A 16736-nucleotide genomic window follows, 5' to 3' on the forward strand; every position below is an offset into this window, starting at 1 on the left:
CCCCCCCCCCCACGACAGGGGGAAAACTGTAACCCATGTATCCGGTTCAAAGTGTTACCCATCCATCAACTGGACAGGCAGGGCAATGAGGGACGGCGCCAACATCCAGGACTGGTCACACCGACATGAGCCGAAGGCCCTCTTTTGTCTGAAGCCCTGCCGCCGCCCCGTCTTGCATCGCCCCTTGCCAGGGCCAGGGCTTTCCAGTTAATTCCGCGCGTTCCTTCAAGTGTCTGCGCGCGGTTTTTCGCGCGCTGCGGAGTGCGCAGAAATGTCCCTTCCCGAAAAGGCCTTTCCCGTCTCGTGGGATCAGTTCCACCGCGACGCGCGTGCGCTCGCCTGGCGGCTTGCCGGCGCCAACAAAGGCCAATGGAAAGCGATCGTCTGCATCACCCGCGGCGGCCTGGTGCCGGCCGCCATCATCTCGCGTGAACTCGGCATCCGGGTCATCGAGACGGTTTGCGTCGCCTCCTATCACGACTATGCCAGCCAGGGGCAGTTGCAGGTGCTGAAGGAGGTCACGCCGGCACTGCTCGCCGATGACGGCGCCGGCGTATTGATCATCGATGACCTCACCGACACCGGCAAGACCGCGGGCATCGTCCGCGCCATGATGCCCAAGGCGCATTTCGCCACCGTCTACGCCAAGCCGAAAGGCAGGCCGCTGGTCGACACCTTCGTCACCGAGGTCAGCCAGGACACCTGGATCTATTTTCCGTGGGACATGGGCTTCACCTACCAGAAGCCGATCGCCGACGACCACGCCGGCTGATTCGCGGCAGCTGCTTTTTCTCCTCCCGGAACATACCGGCGCGGCCTTCTTGCCGGCGCACTTCTTGAAAGAGTGCAGCGGCGCACGATATTCCTGAATCGACGTCTCGTGTGTGGTTAATTCGTGCGTATGAGGTTTTTTACTTTTATTGCTTATGATTAGCCGTAAGATTCACGAGACGACAAGTGATTCTGGAGGCTGGGGCAAGCTTCTACGATGTTGACGAGGCCAGTAACGCACAACCATTTGGCCGAAAGGGTCCAGCGGCTCTTCGGCGCAGCGCCGTGCCGCCTGCAGGTTGCAGCATTGCCCTGGCGCGACACCGGCCATGGCGTCGAGATCATGCTGATCACCAGCCGCGATACCGGTCGCTGGGTGCTTCCCAAGGGCTGGCCTGAGGCCAAGGAACTGCTTTGCGAAGCGGCGGCGCGCGAGGCCGGCGAGGAAGCCGGACTGCGCGGCACGGTCTCCCACCACGAAGCCGGCCGCTACTTCTATGCCAAGGCATTGGCTTCCGGCGAGGAAGTGCCTTGCGAGGTTTTGGTGTTTCCGCTGCGGGTCGACAAGATCGCCGACCGGTGGAAGGAAAAGCGGTCGCGCATCCGAAAATGGGTCAGCCCCGCCGAGGCTGTGCGCATGGTCAACGAGCCGGATCTTGGCCAGATCATCGCCTATTTCTGTGCCGACCCGCACCAGTTCTCCTGAGCAAGCATAGCGGCCAAAGCCGCGCACCTGCCGCGCATCACCGGCGATGTTCTTGGGCAAAGGGAATCGATTTGGCCACTCCAGCTTTGGCATGCGTTGTCGGGCTGATGGCCTGAACGTGGGTAAATCGAAATCCTGCGGCCACTTCTATCCCCGTTATCCACATATGTGACACACAAGATGTTGGGGTCACAAAAGCTACGCAAACGAATCCTTGACGGCGCAAAACGAGTCGCCTTTTATAGGTCATGCGCTCCTGTTGAGAGCGCGACCGGAAAGTTTTGAGCCCGGTCTTTTTTCCCGGATTATGTGCGTTTGGCCGCATTTCTGCCCTGGCTACGGGGCCGGCGGAGGCGTCGGGATTTTGGGGTTTTTGGGGACGAAAGGGAAAAATGTCGGACTGGAATAAATTGTCTGTTAATACTATATTTAGTGTTTGCAGGTAGGTTCGACGCTAGATAATGTGAAGTTCCCTCGATTGAGGGAGTCGCAAAAAAGTTTCAGTCTTGAGGGACCCGCAGGGTCTGTCGGCGCGTTGGACGGCTACTTCGCAAGGAGTTCGACCAGCAGGGCGGGCGGAGCCTCGTGAAAAGGAGCCGGCCGTTTTCGAACGCCGGCAGACGGCGGACATGCGCGTTTCGCAATGGGGGCAGAAATCCCCTGGGAAAGGCGCTATATCTAGACACAAAGGGATAGGACCAATGCGCATCGAGCGTCGTTTCACCAAGCAAGGGCTAGCAGGTCAAGAACGGGCGGCTTATGCGGAGATCGAATTCCGCAAGGCGCTTTCGGAGATCAAGAATCCGGATGGCTCGGTGGTGTTCCGCTTGGACAATATCGATGTGCCGGCGCAGTTCAGTCAGGTTGCCGCCGACATCCTGGCGCAGAAATATTTCCGCAAGGCCGGAGTGCCGGCACGGCTGAAGAAGGTCGAGGAGAATGACGTCCCCTCCTTCCTGTGGCGCTCCGTCGCCGACGAGGCCGAGCTGGCAAAACTGCCCGCAGCCGAGCGCTACGGCTCCGAGATCGACGCCCGCCAGGTCTTCGACCGTCTTGCCGGCACCTGGACCTATTGGGGCTGGAAGGGCGGCTACTTCAAGTCGGAGGACGACGCGCGCGCCTTCCGCGACGAGCTCGCCTATATGCTGGCCACCCAGCGCGTTGCGCCGAACTCGCCGCAATGGTTCAACACCGGCCTGCACTGGGCCTACGGCATCGACGGCCCGAGCCAGGGCCACTTCTATGTCGACCCGTTCACCGGCAAGCTGACCAAGTCGAAGTCTTCCTACGAGCATCCGCAGCCGCATGCCTGCTTCATCCAGGGCGTGCAGGACGATCTCGTCAACGAAGGCGGCATCATGGATTTGTGGGTGCGTGAAGCGCGCCTGTTCAAATACGGCTCCGGCACCGGCTCCAACTTCTCGTTCCTGCGCGGCGAAGGCGAAAAACTGTCCGGCGGCGGCCGCTCGTCCGGCCTGATGAGCTTCCTCAAGATCGGCGACCGCGCGGCGGGCGCCATCAAGTCGGGCGGCACGACGCGCCGCGCTGCAAAGATGGTCATCGTCGACGCCGACCATCCCGATATCGAGGAGTTCATCGACTGGAAGGTCAATGAGGAGCAGAAGGTCGCTTCGCTGGTCACCGGCTCGAAGATCGTCAAGAAGCACCTCGAAGCGATCATGAAGGCCTGCATCAACTGCGAAGGCCAGGACGACGATTGCTTCGACCCGGCGATCAACACCGCGCTGAAACGTGAGATCAAGCTGGCCAAGAAGGACGGGGTGCCGGAGAACTATATCTACCGCGTCATCCAGTTTGCCAGACAGGGCTACACCTCGATGTCGTTCAAGACCTACGACACCGACTGGGATTCGGACGCCTACCTCACCGTTTCGGGTCAGAACTCCAACAATTCGGTCTCGCTGAAGGACGATTTCCTGCGCGCCGTGGAGCAGGACGGAGACTGGCATCTCACCGCCCGCAAGGACGGCAAGGTGATGAAGACGCTGAAGGCCAGGGATCTGTGGGAGAAGATCGGCTATGCCGCCTGGGCGTCGGCCGACCCGGGCCTGCACTTCAACACGACGATGAACGACTGGCACACCTGCGCCGCGGCCGGTGCGATCCGGGCGTCCAACCCGTGCTCGGAATACATGTTCCTCGACGACACCGCCTGCAACCTGGCCTCGATCAACCTGCTGCCCTATCGCAACGCCGACGGCACCATCGACATCGCTGCCTACGAGCACACGGTTCGGCTGTGGACCATGGTGCTGGAAATTTCCGTCATGATGGCGCAGTTCCCGTCGAAGGAGATCGCCAAGCTCTCCTACGAATACCGGACGCTCGGCCTCGGCTACGCCAATATTGGCGGCCTGCTGATGACCTCGGGCATTCCCTATGATTCCGACGAGGGCCGCGCCATCTGCGCAGCGCTCACCGCAATCATGACCGGCACGGCCTATGCCACCTCGGCCGAAATGGCCGCCGAGCTCGGCGCTTTCCCCGATTACGACCGCAATGCCCAGAACATGCTGCGTGTCATGCGCAATCACCGCCGTGCTGCCTATGGCGACAAGGACGGCTACGAGAAACTCGCCGTCAACCCGGTGCCGCTGGTCGCCTCCGACCTGAAGCAGCCGGAGCTTGCCGCCCATGCCAAGGCTGCCTGGGACCGCGCCATCGAGCTCGGCGAGGAGCATGGCTACCGCAATGCGCAGGCAACCGTGATCGCGCCGACCGGCACGATCGGCCTGGTCATGGATTGCGACACCACCGGCATCGAGCCCGATTTCGCACTGGTGAAATTCAAGAAGCTGGCCGGCGGCGGCTATTTCAAGATCATCAACCGCGCCGTCCCTGAAGCGCTGCGCACGCTCGGCTATTCGGAAAGCCAGATCGCCGAGATCGAGGCCTATGCGGTCGGCCACGGAAACCTCAACCAGGCGCCTGCCATCAACCCCGGCTCGCTTAGGGCAAAGGGTTTTACCGACGACAAGATCGCAGCACTTAACGCCGCGTTGAAGTCGGCCTTCGACATCAAGTTCGTCTTCAACCAGTGGACGCTGGGTGCCGACTGGGTGAAGGAGACGTTTGGCTTCACCGACGAGCAGCTCAACGATTTCTCGTTCGAGATGCTGCCGGCGCTCGGCTTCTCGAAGAAGGACATCGAGGCCGCCAACATCCATGTCTGCGGGGCGATGACCCTCGAGGGAGCACCATTTCTGAAAGACCAGCATCTGCCGGTGTTCGACTGCGCCAGCCCGTGCGGCAAGATCGGCAAGCGTTCACTGTCGATCAACAGCCACATCCAGATGATGGCGGCAGCCCAGCCCTTCATCTCCGGCGCCATTTCCAAGACCATCAACATGCCGAACGACGCGACGGTGGAAGACGCCAAGGGCGCCTACATGCTGTCGTGGAAGCTGGCGCTGAAGGCCAACGCGCTCTATCGCGACGGCTCGAAACTCTCGCAGCCGCTCAATGCCTCGCTGCTTGCCGACGTCGAAGACGACGAGGACGATGCCGTCGAGCAGCTGATCGCAGCACCTGCTTCACAGCGCGCCGTGCAGGTGACCGAAAAGATCGTCGAACGCGTCGTCGAACGCCTTTATCGCGACCGCGAAAAGCTGCCGAACCGCCGCAAGGGCTATACCCAGAAAGCGGTCGTCGGCGGCCACAAGGTCTATCTGCGCACCGGCGAATTCGACGACGGTCGCCTTGGCGAGATCTTCATCGACATGCACAAGGAAGGTGCGGCCTTCCGGGCGATGATGAACAACTTCGCCATCGCCATCTCGCTCGGCCTGCAATATGGCGTGCCGCTCGAGGAATATGTCGAAGCCTTCACCTTCACCAAATTCGAGCCGGCCGGCATGGTGCAGGGCAATGACGCGATCAAGAACGCCACGTCGATCCTCGACTACGTGTTCCGCGAGCTTGCCGTGTCCTATCTTGCCCGCCACGACCTCGCCCATGTCGACCAGTCGGACTTCGACAAGACCGCACTCGGCCGCGGCATCAACGAAGGCAAGGCGACGCCGTTCTCGAAGGGGCTGACCCGCGGCGTCTCGCCGGTCAAGCTGGTATCGGGCATGGGCGCCGACCCCAAGGGGTTCGGCGGTTCAAATCCCTCTCCCGCTCCCACTCGCTCGGCGCCGACGGCGTTCTCAGGCTCCAATGTGCTGGCGCTGAAGCCGGCCAGCGACGAAGCGATGGCCTATAAGCGAGACTACGAGGAGCGGGCGAAGGAACTGGTCGAGGATATCGTCTACGAAGAAGCAACCGAACCGACTGGGCTGTTCACCGACGAGGCCGCGAAAGAAGCGGCCGAGGCCAAGGCGCTTGCCGCTACAAGGCGTCAGCAATCCCTGATGCAGGGCTACACCGGCAACGAATGCTCCGAATGCCACAATTTCACGATGGTGCGGAACGGCACGTGCGAGAAGTGCGACACCTGTGGCTCGACGAGCGGGTGTTCGTAATTTGGATACTGGTGACAAGTAAATCTCACGTGCACGGCAGTCTTGCCGCGCATGTGAGATTCGAGTAGAACAAATAGGAAACATCCTTCAGAAGGTCGCCGATGCCGCTCAAACGGATCCACGAATTCCGCGACCCTCTGCATGATTTCATCGAACTGGATCGGCAAGAAAGAGCGCTTGTTGATTCTATTCCGTTCCAGCGTTTGCGGCACATCAATCAACTGGCGCTCTCTTCCCTCGTTTATCCCGGCGCCACACATAAACGGTTTGAGCATTCGTTAGGAGTGATGCACCTTGCGCGGCGGGTGTTCGATATCGTGACAGACCCAGCTAACATCCATCCGAAAATAGAACACATCATACCTGATCGTCAGCACTTGCCACATTGGCGATCAGTTCTTTCATTGGCTGCGCTAGCGCACGACCTCGGTCACTTACCCTTCTCACACGCCGCTGAAAAAAGGCTGCTTCCAAAGGGCGAAGACCATGAGAATCTCACCCTTGACCTCATAGAATGCGGTCACCTGAGTCACGTTTGGCAAATTGGGCACCCGATCAATTTTAAAGACGTCCAAAAACTAGCAGTTGGACAAAAGAAGCTCAAGAATGTCGAGTTTACGACTTGGGAGTCAATTTTATCTGAAATTATTACTGGCGACTCGTTCGGAGTTGACCGAATGGACTATCTTCTACGGGACTCTTATCACTCCGGGGTCAGTTATGGAAAATTTGATCATCTAAAACTCATGTCTTCTCTACGAATCCTACCGAAAGAGTCCGGAGAAGATAAGAGCCAAGAGCCAACCCTTGGCGTCGAATTAAACGGCCTCCACTCCGCCGAGGCAATGCTGCTTGCGCGTTACTTCATGTATGAGCAAATTTACTTTTATCCCGTACGACGTATATATGATCAACACTTGATCGATTTTATGGTCTCGCACTACGGGGCAAACGGCTACAGCAGAGACGTTGCCTTTCATTTGTCACAGACAGACAATGAGGTCATGAGCGCGATTCGGTCCGCTCAATTGGATGGGCGCGCGGTTGGGCATGCCTCTGCGAAGGCAATCCTCTGCAGAGGGCATTTTCGGCTTGTGTATGCATTTAACCCGAGCGACCAAGACGTCCTAAAAAGATCAATTGAGGATGGGAAAGTTGAAGTGGAGATTGATCAGCCATTCAACTCGCCAGCCCATCAAATTTGGAAAGCTCTGGCAAAAGAATTCGGCGAATCAGAGACAAAAAAAGACCTTTACATTCAGGGAAGCTCCTACGCTCTATTTCCCGTGATAATGCAGGACGGTCGTATCGAATCTTCCATTACGCTTTCTCCGATACTGAGAAACTTCCCGCTCATGACAGTCGATTCTGTGTATTTTTCGCCAGAATTAGCACAGACAGCAAGAGACTGGATAACAAGCAACCGGGATAAGGTACTTCAAGGAGACCTAACATGACGACATCCAGAGAGATGGTACTCATAGGGGGCGTTGTAAAGGCTTTGAAGGATCGCGGGAGTTGGACAGGCGAAACACATATTCAGAAAGCCGCGTACATCGCAAAGGTAAGGCGAAACATCCCATTTGAGAGTGAGTTCGTGCTATATAAGCACGGCCCTTTTTCTTTTGACATGAGCAAAAGCATTGTTCACATGCTTAGCCGTGGCTTGCTATATACTGAGAACAATCCGGGCTATGGCCCAAGTTTTCGAGTAAGCGATTCCCTTTGGAAGGCGCTTAACACTCGCCTGGATAGTTTTTATTCTCAATTTGAGGCGGGGATTTACTCAGTTAGTAGTGCATTGGCCCGAAAAAACGTAGCGGAGCTTGAACGAGTTGCTACAGCCGTTTATGTAATGTCAAACTTTTCCAATTTCTCTCTTGAAGAGCAGGCAAAAACGATTACCAAATTAAAACCGCACATTGCACAAGAGATGGCCTTAGGTGCGTTGAGGGAGGCTGAGCTTATTCGATAACTCACAAGATGCAGGCCCTGATCTCGTCGGGATTGTCATTGGTGCGTGCGGCCACGGCGCCCACCGCTTCTCGCGTTCGCCCTCCGCGTCAGTCCTTGAACGTCACTCCGTACTTTCCAGCCCGCTTCTTGGGAATGTCTGAAAGTTGCACCGGGAACACTGAGCAGCATCCTCAAGCAGTCCGGTTTAAAGGAGTGATGACATGCGTTACGCGGTGGTGATCGAAAAGGCCGGCAATAATTTTTCCGCCTACGTGCCAGATCTACCCGGCTGCATCGCGACCGGCGCGACGGTGCCTGAGGTGGAAACCGAAATTCGCGATGCAATATGCTTTCATATCGAAGGCTTGCGTGCCGATGGGCTGGGTGTGCCCAAAGGTGTCGGCCTGGCGGAATAAATATGTAGAGGTCCAACACCATCCGCGACCGACGTGCTGGCGGTTTGGGTTCCGCGGAAACCCGCCGCGCATGTCGTCAACGAAAACTGCCGCAGCGAAGATTCTGCGGCTGTTGTCGGATTGTCCGTCAGGGAAGAGTCGAGCGGCCGAAACGACCCCACCCCGATCCGCTTCGCGGATCGACCCTCCCCTCAAGGGGGAGGGAAACACCCTCAGTTCACGGCGCTGATGTTACCCAGGCGTAAAAACAGGGTTTCGCCGGAAGAATCGTCGACGCCGTCATTGTCGGTGGCGACGAAGATGTCGCCATTCTTGTCGATGGTGAAACCTTCGACCTTGTCGGCGACATAGCCGTTGCTGGCTGATTTCAGGTCGCCGACGATGTCGCGCACCAGCGTCTTTTCGACCAACGGCAGGTCGCCACCGAGCTTGGCCGGTTTGAAGGCGTCGAGCGCCACCGAATAGATGCGCTTCACCTTGGCCAGGTCGCCGATCTGGTTGTCGCGTTCGAGGATGTAGAGCTTGCCGTCGTGCGTGGTGATCTCCGACAGGCCCATCCAGCCGGCTTCGGTCGCTTCGAGCGGGTAGCGCACCGCCGACCATTCCTTGGCCTTGGGCTTGTAGGCCAAGAGCTTGACCTGGCCCTTGGGGTCGTCGGCCCATTCGCGCTGGACAGCCATCACCAGCGTCAGGTCGTCGCCTTCGCCGATCGCGGTGATGCCTTCGAGACCGAAGCGGCTCTGGTGGGCGAGCAGTTCCATCGGGAAGCCGATTTCCTGCTTGATCACGCCCTTGTCGTCGACGCGCAGGATGGCGTGCGGGACGAGCTTTGCCGGATCGCCTTCATTGGCCAGCCAGAAGCCGCCTTCACCGTTGGCGACAAGACCCTCGATGTCGATCTTCTGTGCAGGGTGGCCATCACGCGTGACGATGGTCTTGCCGGTGATCAGCGCCGGCGTCTGGGTGGCATCGATCTCGAAGATCGAGGGCGCGTTGGCGTAGAACGAGTCCGAGGCAGCGAACAGCTTGCCGGCAGTGTCGCCGGCCGCGAGCGCCGAAAGCGCGCCCCAGCCGAGCGGCGTGCCGTCTGCCGTGGGCTTTGCCGTGATCATCGGGTAAGTGGCGGGACCCTCGGAGCGCTCGTAGATCATCACGTGCGAGCGGGCGAGCCCGTCCTCGACCAGGTCGGCCTCGTTGGCGGTGACCAGGAGATTGCGCGACGGGATCGCGACCAAGCCCTCCGGACCGATGCCGGACGGCAGGATCTGGACAAACCGGGGCTCCGCACCCGCGTCCTTGTAGACGCCGACAACGGAGCCACGCTCCGAAGCGACGAACAGCAGCCTATCCTCGCCGAACGTGCCGGTCTCGAGACCTTCCGGCTCGACGCCCTTCTTGTTGCGGTCGTCGGGATAATGGCCGGCATTGGCGACCTGGTACTCGAAGGACGAACCGGATTCGTAGAGCACCTCGCCCTTCTTGCTGAAGATCGTGAAACCGCGCGAGCCGCCCTTGTAGTCGCCTTCGTTGGCGACGGCGAGGCGGTCATTGTCGAGCCATTTCACGGCGTCGGGCTCGCGCGCGACGTTTTCGATCTTGCCATCGAAGGACAAGGCGCCGTTCTTCCTGGTGTCGATCTTGTCCAGAGTGGCCGAGCCTGCGGAGAAGTGCGTGACGATCGCGCCGGTTTCGGCGTTGACGATGGCGATGTGGTTATTTTCCTGCAGCGTGACAGCTATCTCGCCGGCCTCGTTGAAGGCGACGAATTCCGGCTCGGGATCTTCCCCAGCGACTTCGGCAATGCCCGCCAGGTTGACGGTCTTCATCGTCGCGCAATCAGGCTGGCCTTCGGCAAGCGTGAAAATCCTGAGGTCGCCCGCCGGCATCTGCGGAATTTCTCCGTCGTTCAGATCCTCGTCGCGCTCGTTCTCGATGGCGATGGCCAAAAACTTGCCGTCCTTGCTGAACGCCAGCGAGTCCGGTTGGCCGCCGAGGTCGCAAGTGCTTTCGATCGCCTTGGAGGCAAGGTCGATAACGGTGAGATTGCCCGAAGGCCTGGCTTTGCTTTCCGACGTGTTGACGCCGGCCAGCACCTTGCCGCCGATGACCACAACCGAGGTCGGCTCGCCTGCTATCTTGACGATGCCGCCGGCCTTGGGCGCCTTGGGATCGGCGATGTCGATGAAGCCGACAGCACCGAGCGGGCTATCGGAATAAACCAGCGTCATGCCGTCTTCGCTCGCCGTGATGATCTCGGACGAAGTCGGCGTGGTGTTCTCGACGTTTCCCGGCAGGTTACCGGCGACTGCGAAGCTCGCGACCCGGTTGAACATCATGTCGGCATGGGCCGGCAGCGAAACCGAGGCAGCAAGCGCTGCCGTCAGGACGAAAAGCGCGGAATGGCGGGGCACGGGTGGCGTCTCCTGTTCGAATGGAAGCCACCTGATTGCGGGAACGACATTGCAATGCGATGACGGATCGATGACACTTCCGCGACAGGCGGCCAGGTCCGTCAATATTCATCTCATGCTGGCCTGCGAATGGGGCTTTCCTCGGCCGCCTACTCCGCCTCGGCCACCATCTGCCGCCCGCCAGCCCAGTTCCGCCAGGCTCTCTCGTCGCCGTGGAAGACGTTGAGGTCGATGCGGCCCCTCACCCCATGCGACAGGCCGGAGCCGGAATACTGCCAGAACACCCATTTGCGGCCGGGATAGACCTTTGACGGGTGCTGTGCCACCGCGCGCAGCCAGAATGGATAGTCCAGAAATGCGCCTCTGAGATTGTCGCGGTAGAAATCAGGCGCGGTGTAGATGATGGGCCGCTGGCCGTAGTGGCGCTCGAGCTTGTCCATGAACACCTGCATCTTCTCCAGCACCTTTTGCCGCGACGGCCGCCGCTTGCAGCTGGATTCGCCGTTCCACTCGACATCGATCACCGGCGGCAAGGCGCCCTCGACCCTCGGCACGTTGCGGATGAACCAGTCAGCCTGCTCACTAGCGGTGCGGCACCAGTAGAAGAAGTGATAGGCGCCGCGCTTGAGGCCGGCGGCGTCGGCATTGCGCCAGTTCTTCCTGAACATCGGGTCGAGGTGATCGCCGCCGTCGGTCGCCTTGATGTAGGCGAAGTTCGCGCCCTGCGCGCGCAGCTTCGCCCAGTTCACATTGCCTTGCCAGCGCGAGACGTCGACGCCGTGAACGGCGAGGTGCCTGGGCGATGCCCTGCCGAAATTGATCGGCTTGGCGTCACGGAAACGATAGCGCTGGACCGGCTCGGCAAGGATCGGTGCTGCCCGTGCCAGCCGCTTCGGCGCCACCAGGGCAATCGGCTCGACGGGTGGCTCGATGCTTTCGGCAGGCTCCGGAGTGGCCATTGCCACAGTCTGCTCCGTCGCCTCCTCCGGCGCGAAGTCGGGTTCGGCATCGGCAGCGCCGACCGACGCCACCGGCGCGGGCGGTCGTACAACCGAGCTGGTCGTCTCGCTGGACGGCACTTGCAGCGCGTCGACGCCGGACGTGGACGTGCAGCCGGCAAGGCAAAGTGACGCGATCGAGAAGATGACGACGCCTGATAACCGCATCTGGACCTGTACGCAGAACACAACAGACCGAGGGCAAGACAACGCCGCCGGACAAACCAGTCCGGATTACTAACAAGAAATTACCAACAAAGTTTGAATCAAATTGTTAGGGCAGAGGGGCTGGGCAAGGCGCTCGCTCTATCACCGTAGCGGTGAGAGCCTGGAAACGCCGCAGGACCGAAGGCGCGCGAAGGATCGCCGACACCTGCAGGCCGCTGCTTAGCCACACAACCATAGCTTGTGGCAGCTCTCGGCTACCATATGAGCGGGCGGGACGGAGCGGTCGGTGCCAAGGCGATCGGAGTTTGGGCGATCGGTGACGGGATTGACCGACGCATCGTCATCCCGGCGAACCTTTTCTTCAAGCAGCGAGCGAAGCTCGGCCGGCTGCACGCGGTCACGCTCCATCACCAGCTTGACCATTGGATCGCTCAAAAGCTCATCCAGGGTGTTAATTCTGTCATTCATCCGTCGCCTCCTTCGACTGCCGACCCGCAGGCAATAGATAGGCGGCAATGATGGCTCGCCAATGACGCTTTGCCGACTATCTCGTGTCCCGGACGAAAAAAATTTGGGCACGCCCTGCGCCTCAGTTGGGCGGGGGGGCGCCTTCATATTGCGGCAGTTCGTCGTCGAGTTGCACCCAGGGCTGCTTCGAGGCGGTCCAGATATGCATCTGCGGTTTGAACATGGAAGGATCGTCGAGCGAGCCGGAGGTGATGCCGATGATGCCGGCGGAGTCGCGCCGGGAAAACATCGTCGTGCCGCAGCCCGGGCAGAAGCCGCGCTTGAGATCGGGCGAGGAATTCACCGTCGCCACCGGCCCGTCAATGGTCACATCGTCGATACGGAACAGCACGCGGGCGTTGAAGGCCGCGCCCAGCGCCTTCTGGCAAAGCCGGCAATGGCAGACGCGCTCGTTGATTGGCGCGGCCTCAGTGCGGTAGCGCACTGCCCCGCACAGGCAGCCACCGTGATATTTCGCCATTGTCTTAGCCCGTCTTTCTGAAGATTGTCAGGAAGGTAGCTGCCGGGATAGGAGCGTCAATTGAAAAGCTTTGATGGCGCCATCTGTTGGCGTGATGCGGCAGGCCGAACGTACGATCAGGCGCGATGCGCAACGAGCGTCGCCGGCCATCTCGCGGGAGGACGGCCGGCAGGCAGTTGTCAGGCGGTCAGTGCGTTTCGCTGACGATCTCGTCCCAGGTCCTGACCTTGGTCTCGCCATTGAGGAAGGGCAGTGCGGCGGCCACCAGTTCCGGCGCAAAAAACACGTCGTAATGGGTGCGGTTCGGCAGGATGGCCAGGCGGTTCTGCGACAGGTTCTCGCGCATCCAGCCGGCGTCCTTCAGCCCGCCGCCGAGCATCTGGTAGAACTTGATCTCATGCTCGGGCCGGTACATGTCGCTGTCGCCAAAAACCAGCATGACCGGCATCTTCAGCTTCGCCACGTCGGCGGAGTAGTCGTAGTCCTTGCGCATATAGGCGCCCAGTTGATCGAGCAGTTTTGGAAAATCCTGCGGGCGCGGCGCGACCGCCACGTAGGATTTGTACATCGGCGTGTCCTTCATCATGTCGGCCATCGCCGCGCCGACCTGCGCCTGCTGAGTACGCATGTCGGCATAGAAGCCGTCCGAGGCATAGCCGGTCGAGACCAGGACCAGCCGGCGCACTGTCTCGGGATGCTGGACGGCCATGCGGAAGGCGACGCCGCCGCCCAGCGAATAACCCATGACGTCGACTTTGTCGTAGCCGAGCGCCTTGACGATCGCCGCCATGTCGTCGCCCATCGCCTCAAGGCTCAACGGCCGATCGCCGAGCGCGGTGCGGCCGTGACCATGCAGGTCGACGCCGATGACGGTGCGGCTTTCGGCAAGCTTCGGCAGGATCGGCGCGAACATGTCGGTGGTGCCGAGCCCACCATGCAGCAGAAACAGCGGCTCGCCCCGGCCATAGACGGCGTAATAATAATTCAGGCCGTTGATCGGCAGCAGGCCGGATTTCGCCGGCTTCGGCATGGCTTTCGTTTCGCTGGTCATGGACGGCTTTGCGTCCTCGGCTTTGGTGGCGCCCGGCGCGGCGAAGAGCGCCGCGGCCGACGCGAAAATGGCGAAAAACATCGATCTGGACATGTCGGTCTCCTTGCGTCCCGCCGATATCAAAGCCGCCTGGCGACTTCTTCGAGCTGGTCGGCGCACTGGCCCCAGCCCTCGTGAAAGCCCATCTTCTCGTGCTCTTCGCGGTCAGTGACCGACCAATGCGCAACCCGGGCGATGTAGCGGGTCTTGCCCTCGCCCTCATCCTCAAAGGTCAGCACGACCGTCATGAACGGCTTTTCGGACGGCTCCCACGCCTTTGTGTAGGCGTCGGTGAGAACGATCTTTTTGCCCGGCACGACTTCGAGGAAGACCCCGGGGTTCGGGAACTCGTTGCCGTCGGGACCGGCCATCACAACCAGGCTGGAGCCGCCGGTGCGTACGTCCATTTCGGCGCGCGGCGTCGTCCACGGCTTTGGCGCGAACCATTGCGTCACGAGCTTCGGCTCGGTCCAGCAGCGATAGACGTTCTCGCGCGGCGCATCGATGATGCGGGCAAGAACCAGTTCGCGGTCGGAGCTGGGGGCGATGTCGAGCTTGGTCGTCATGATGGTCTCCTCACTTGCTTGCAAAAGGGTTGCTTGAATGCCGGTTTCCGTCTCAAGGACGAGCGGGCAACGCGCAGCCCGACACGGTCTCGCGAAAAATCTCGCTAGACCGATTTAGGCGGGCGGCCGCGTAAACCTAGTGGCGCTTGGCTTGCACCAGATAGGCTTCGATCTCGGTCTCGCCGAGCCACTTTGCCGCTTCCAGCCGGTGCAGGCCTTCAACCAGGATATGGCGCTTGCCGTCGTGGCGCACCTGGATCGGCGTCTTCATGCCGTTTTCCAGAATGTCCTCGGCCAGATGCCGAACGGTCTCGGGATGCAGCGTCTTCCTGCGCGCGGTCGGCACGTAGATGTCGTCCACCCTGACCTTTTGCACTCTCAGCATGTCGGCTCCCGCGGCGGAAAAGGCCGCCTTTTGAGAGATAGTCGGTTTGACAGGCAAGGCCAAGGCCGGCTGTCAGCTATCGCTGGCCCGATCGTTTCCGATTGACGCTTGCCGAGCAGATGGCCGAAATGGCGATCTTCGATCATGCCGGTAGCCATGACTGACTTGCCGACCGAATTCCCCGATTTCGGACTGACGCCCCACCAGCGCAGGCAAGCGGTGCGCGGCCACTACTGGGAGTGGCCGGGCATGGACGGCGAACATGGCGAGATCTGGTGCTACAGCGACCGTTTCTCATACCGTCGGGGCGAGACGGTGACGCTGCATGTCAGCTCTACAGCCTCCAGCTTCAGCATGGCGATCGTCCGCGACGGCGGCGCCGAGACGAAAATGTTCGAGAAGGCCGGTATCGCGGCGCGCTGGCAGGATACACCCGACCAATGTTCGGTCGTGGGCTGCGGCTGGGACGCTTCGTTTGAATTCCGCGTCGGCGACGACTGGCCATCCGGAGCCTACCGCGCCACGCTGACGGCGGATGGCCGCGACGGCAAGCCGGTCCGCTGCCATCATCTTTTCATCGTTACCCCGCAGCCCGGCAAGAAACGCGGGCGTGTGCTGCAGGTCGCGGCCACCGGCACCTGGCTTGCCTACAACAGTTGGGGCGGCTCCAATCATTACGAAGGCATCACCGGCCCGAACCGCGACCAGTATGCCCCAATGGTGTCGACACAGCGGCCATGGTGCCGCGGCTTTGTTGTTCTGCCGAAGGAGGCGCCGCGCGTGCCGCTCGAGGTCGCCGTGCCGCCCAAAACCGTGCCGCGCTATCCGCATATGGAATGGGCCTTCGCCACCGGCCATTCGAAGAAATACGCCTCGTCCGGCTGGGCAAGCTATGACAGCCACTTCTTTCGTTTTGCCGAACGCGCCGGCTATGGGGTCGACCTCGCCAGCCAGCACGAACTGCATTTCTCGCCCGAAATCCTCGACGGCTATGACTGCGTCGTCTTCGTCGGGCATGACGAATACTGGACCTGGGAGATGCGCGACGCTGTCGACGCCTACATCGAGCGCGGCGGTCGCGCGGCGCGCTTCGCCGGCAATTTCATGTGGCAGACCAGGCTGGAGGACGAGGGCCGCCGGCAGGTCTGCTACAAATACCGCGCCCGTGCCGAGGATCCGGCCTATCGCGGCGGCGACGTGACCCGCGCCACCAACTCCTGGGAAGCACCGGAAATCGGCCGGCCGGGTGCGACGACCTTCGGGCTCAATGCGACCAGGGGCCTCTACGCCGGCTGGGGCGGTTGCGCACCGCGCGGCGTGCGCGGCTTTCCGGTCTACCGGCCTGAGCATTGGGCGTTCGCCGGCACAGGCATCTATTACGGCGACCTGCTCGGCGCCGACAGCCATGTCTATGGCTATGAGGTCGACGGGCTCGACCACGAGATCCACGGCGGCCTGCCCTACCCGACGCCCGACAGCGGCGCGCCGGATGGGCTGGAAATCCTTGCGGTCGGCATGGCTGCGCAAGTCGAGGAGAGCGCCGACATCCCGTTCGAACACCAGTTTCTCGGCGACGAGGATGGACGCTTCACCGCCGAAACGCTGTTCGGCGAGGCGAGCGACGCCAATCTCGACAAGGTCAAGCGCGGCAACGGCATGATCGTCAATTTCCCGCGCGGCAAGGGCGAGGTGTTCCACGCCGGAAGCTGCGAATGGGTGGCCGGCCTGCTAAGGCAGGACGCGATGGTCGAGCGCGTCACCAGGAATGTACTCGACCGCTATCTCGGAAAGTCCTGA

Annotated in this window: 14 protein-coding genes; 7 read left to right on the forward strand and 7 right to left on the reverse strand. The window is 60.7% G+C overall.

The features are described 5' to 3' along the window. The first annotated feature begins 271 nt into the window (after window positions 1-271). From gpt to AC0L15_RS25630, 6 genes are all read left to right on the forward strand, one after another. The gene (gene gpt, locus AC0L15_RS25605) at window positions 272-772 is read left to right on the forward strand and encodes a xanthine phosphoribosyltransferase (protein WP_023798205.1); all 501 of its coding nucleotides are present in this window, start codon (window positions 272-274) and stop codon (window positions 770-772) included. 216 nt (window positions 773-988) lie between these two features. Beyond that, the gene (locus AC0L15_RS25610; protein ID WP_128168492.1) at window positions 989-1477 is read left to right on the forward strand and encodes an NUDIX hydrolase; all 489 of its coding nucleotides are present in this window, start codon (window positions 989-991) and stop codon (window positions 1475-1477) included. 701 nt (window positions 1478-2178) lie between these two features. Continuing rightward, complete coding sequence (locus AC0L15_RS25615; RefSeq protein WP_473497512.1) at window positions 2179-5961, forward strand: vitamin B12-dependent ribonucleotide reductase; 3783 nt, start codon at window positions 2179-2181, stop codon at window positions 5959-5961. Window positions 5962-6062: 101 nt separating this feature from the next. Then, window positions 6063-7418, forward strand: coding sequence for an HD domain-containing protein (locus AC0L15_RS25620; RefSeq protein WP_287247434.1), 1356 nt, complete (start codon window positions 6063-6065; stop codon window positions 7416-7418). Further along, window positions 7415-7936: a hypothetical protein gene (locus tag AC0L15_RS25625; protein ID WP_287247436.1), complete on the forward strand. Its 522-nt coding sequence runs from the start codon at window positions 7415-7417 to the stop codon at window positions 7934-7936. The genes AC0L15_RS25620 and AC0L15_RS25625 overlap by 4 nt, the downstream gene beginning before the upstream one ends. Window positions 7937-8138: 202 nt before the next feature. Then, entirely contained in the window at window positions 8139-8333 is a 195-nt protein-coding gene (locus AC0L15_RS25630; RefSeq protein WP_287247437.1) for a type II toxin-antitoxin system HicB family antitoxin, read from the forward strand. A 212-nt stretch (window positions 8334-8545) separates the two neighbouring features. Here AC0L15_RS25630 and AC0L15_RS25635 read toward each other — a convergent pair whose 3' ends face one another. The 7 genes from AC0L15_RS25635 to AC0L15_RS25665 form a co-directional block, all read right to left on the reverse strand. Then, window positions 8546-10744 carry an esterase-like activity of phytase family protein gene (locus AC0L15_RS25635; protein ID WP_473497515.1) on the reverse strand — a complete coding sequence of 733 codons (2199 nt, stop codon included), beginning with the start codon at window positions 10742-10744 and terminating at the stop codon, window positions 8546-8548. A 149-nt stretch (window positions 10745-10893) separates the two neighbouring features. Further along, window positions 10894-11910, reverse strand: coding sequence for a glycoside hydrolase family 25 protein (locus AC0L15_RS25640; protein ID WP_473497517.1), 1017 nt, complete (start codon window positions 11908-11910; stop codon window positions 10894-10896). A 219-nt stretch (window positions 11911-12129) separates the two neighbouring features. Then, on the reverse strand, window positions 12130-12378 hold the full coding sequence (locus AC0L15_RS25645) for a hypothetical protein (RefSeq protein ID WP_128173211.1): 249 nt from the start codon (window positions 12376-12378) through the stop codon (window positions 12130-12132). A gap of 121 nt (window positions 12379-12499) precedes the next feature. Next, a complete protein-coding gene (locus tag AC0L15_RS25650; RefSeq protein ID WP_473497519.1) occupies window positions 12500-12898 on the reverse strand; it encodes a GFA family protein in 399 nt (132 codons plus the stop codon). A gap of 187 nt (window positions 12899-13085) precedes the next feature. Continuing rightward, the gene (locus AC0L15_RS25655; RefSeq protein ID WP_473497521.1) at window positions 13086-14042 is read right to left on the reverse strand and encodes an alpha/beta fold hydrolase; all 957 of its coding nucleotides are present in this window, start codon (window positions 14040-14042) and stop codon (window positions 13086-13088) included. Between the two features lie 26 nt (window positions 14043-14068). Continuing rightward, window positions 14069-14554 carry an SRPBCC family protein gene (locus tag AC0L15_RS25660; RefSeq protein ID WP_128168485.1) on the reverse strand — a complete coding sequence of 162 codons (486 nt, stop codon included), beginning with the start codon at window positions 14552-14554 and terminating at the stop codon, window positions 14069-14071. A 136-nt stretch (window positions 14555-14690) separates the two neighbouring features. Then, window positions 14691-14939 carry a ParB N-terminal domain-containing protein gene (locus AC0L15_RS25665; protein ID WP_023798216.1) on the reverse strand — a complete coding sequence of 83 codons (249 nt, stop codon included), beginning with the start codon at window positions 14937-14939 and terminating at the stop codon, window positions 14691-14693. Between the two features lie 156 nt (window positions 14940-15095). On the opposite strand from AC0L15_RS25665, the gene AC0L15_RS25670 reads away from it, so the two are divergent. After that, window positions 15096-16736 carry a N,N-dimethylformamidase beta subunit family domain-containing protein gene (locus AC0L15_RS25670; protein ID WP_128182204.1) on the forward strand — a complete coding sequence of 547 codons (1641 nt, stop codon included), beginning with the start codon at window positions 15096-15098 and terminating at the stop codon, window positions 16734-16736.

The organism is Mesorhizobium sp. WSM4846 (assembly GCF_055811415.1).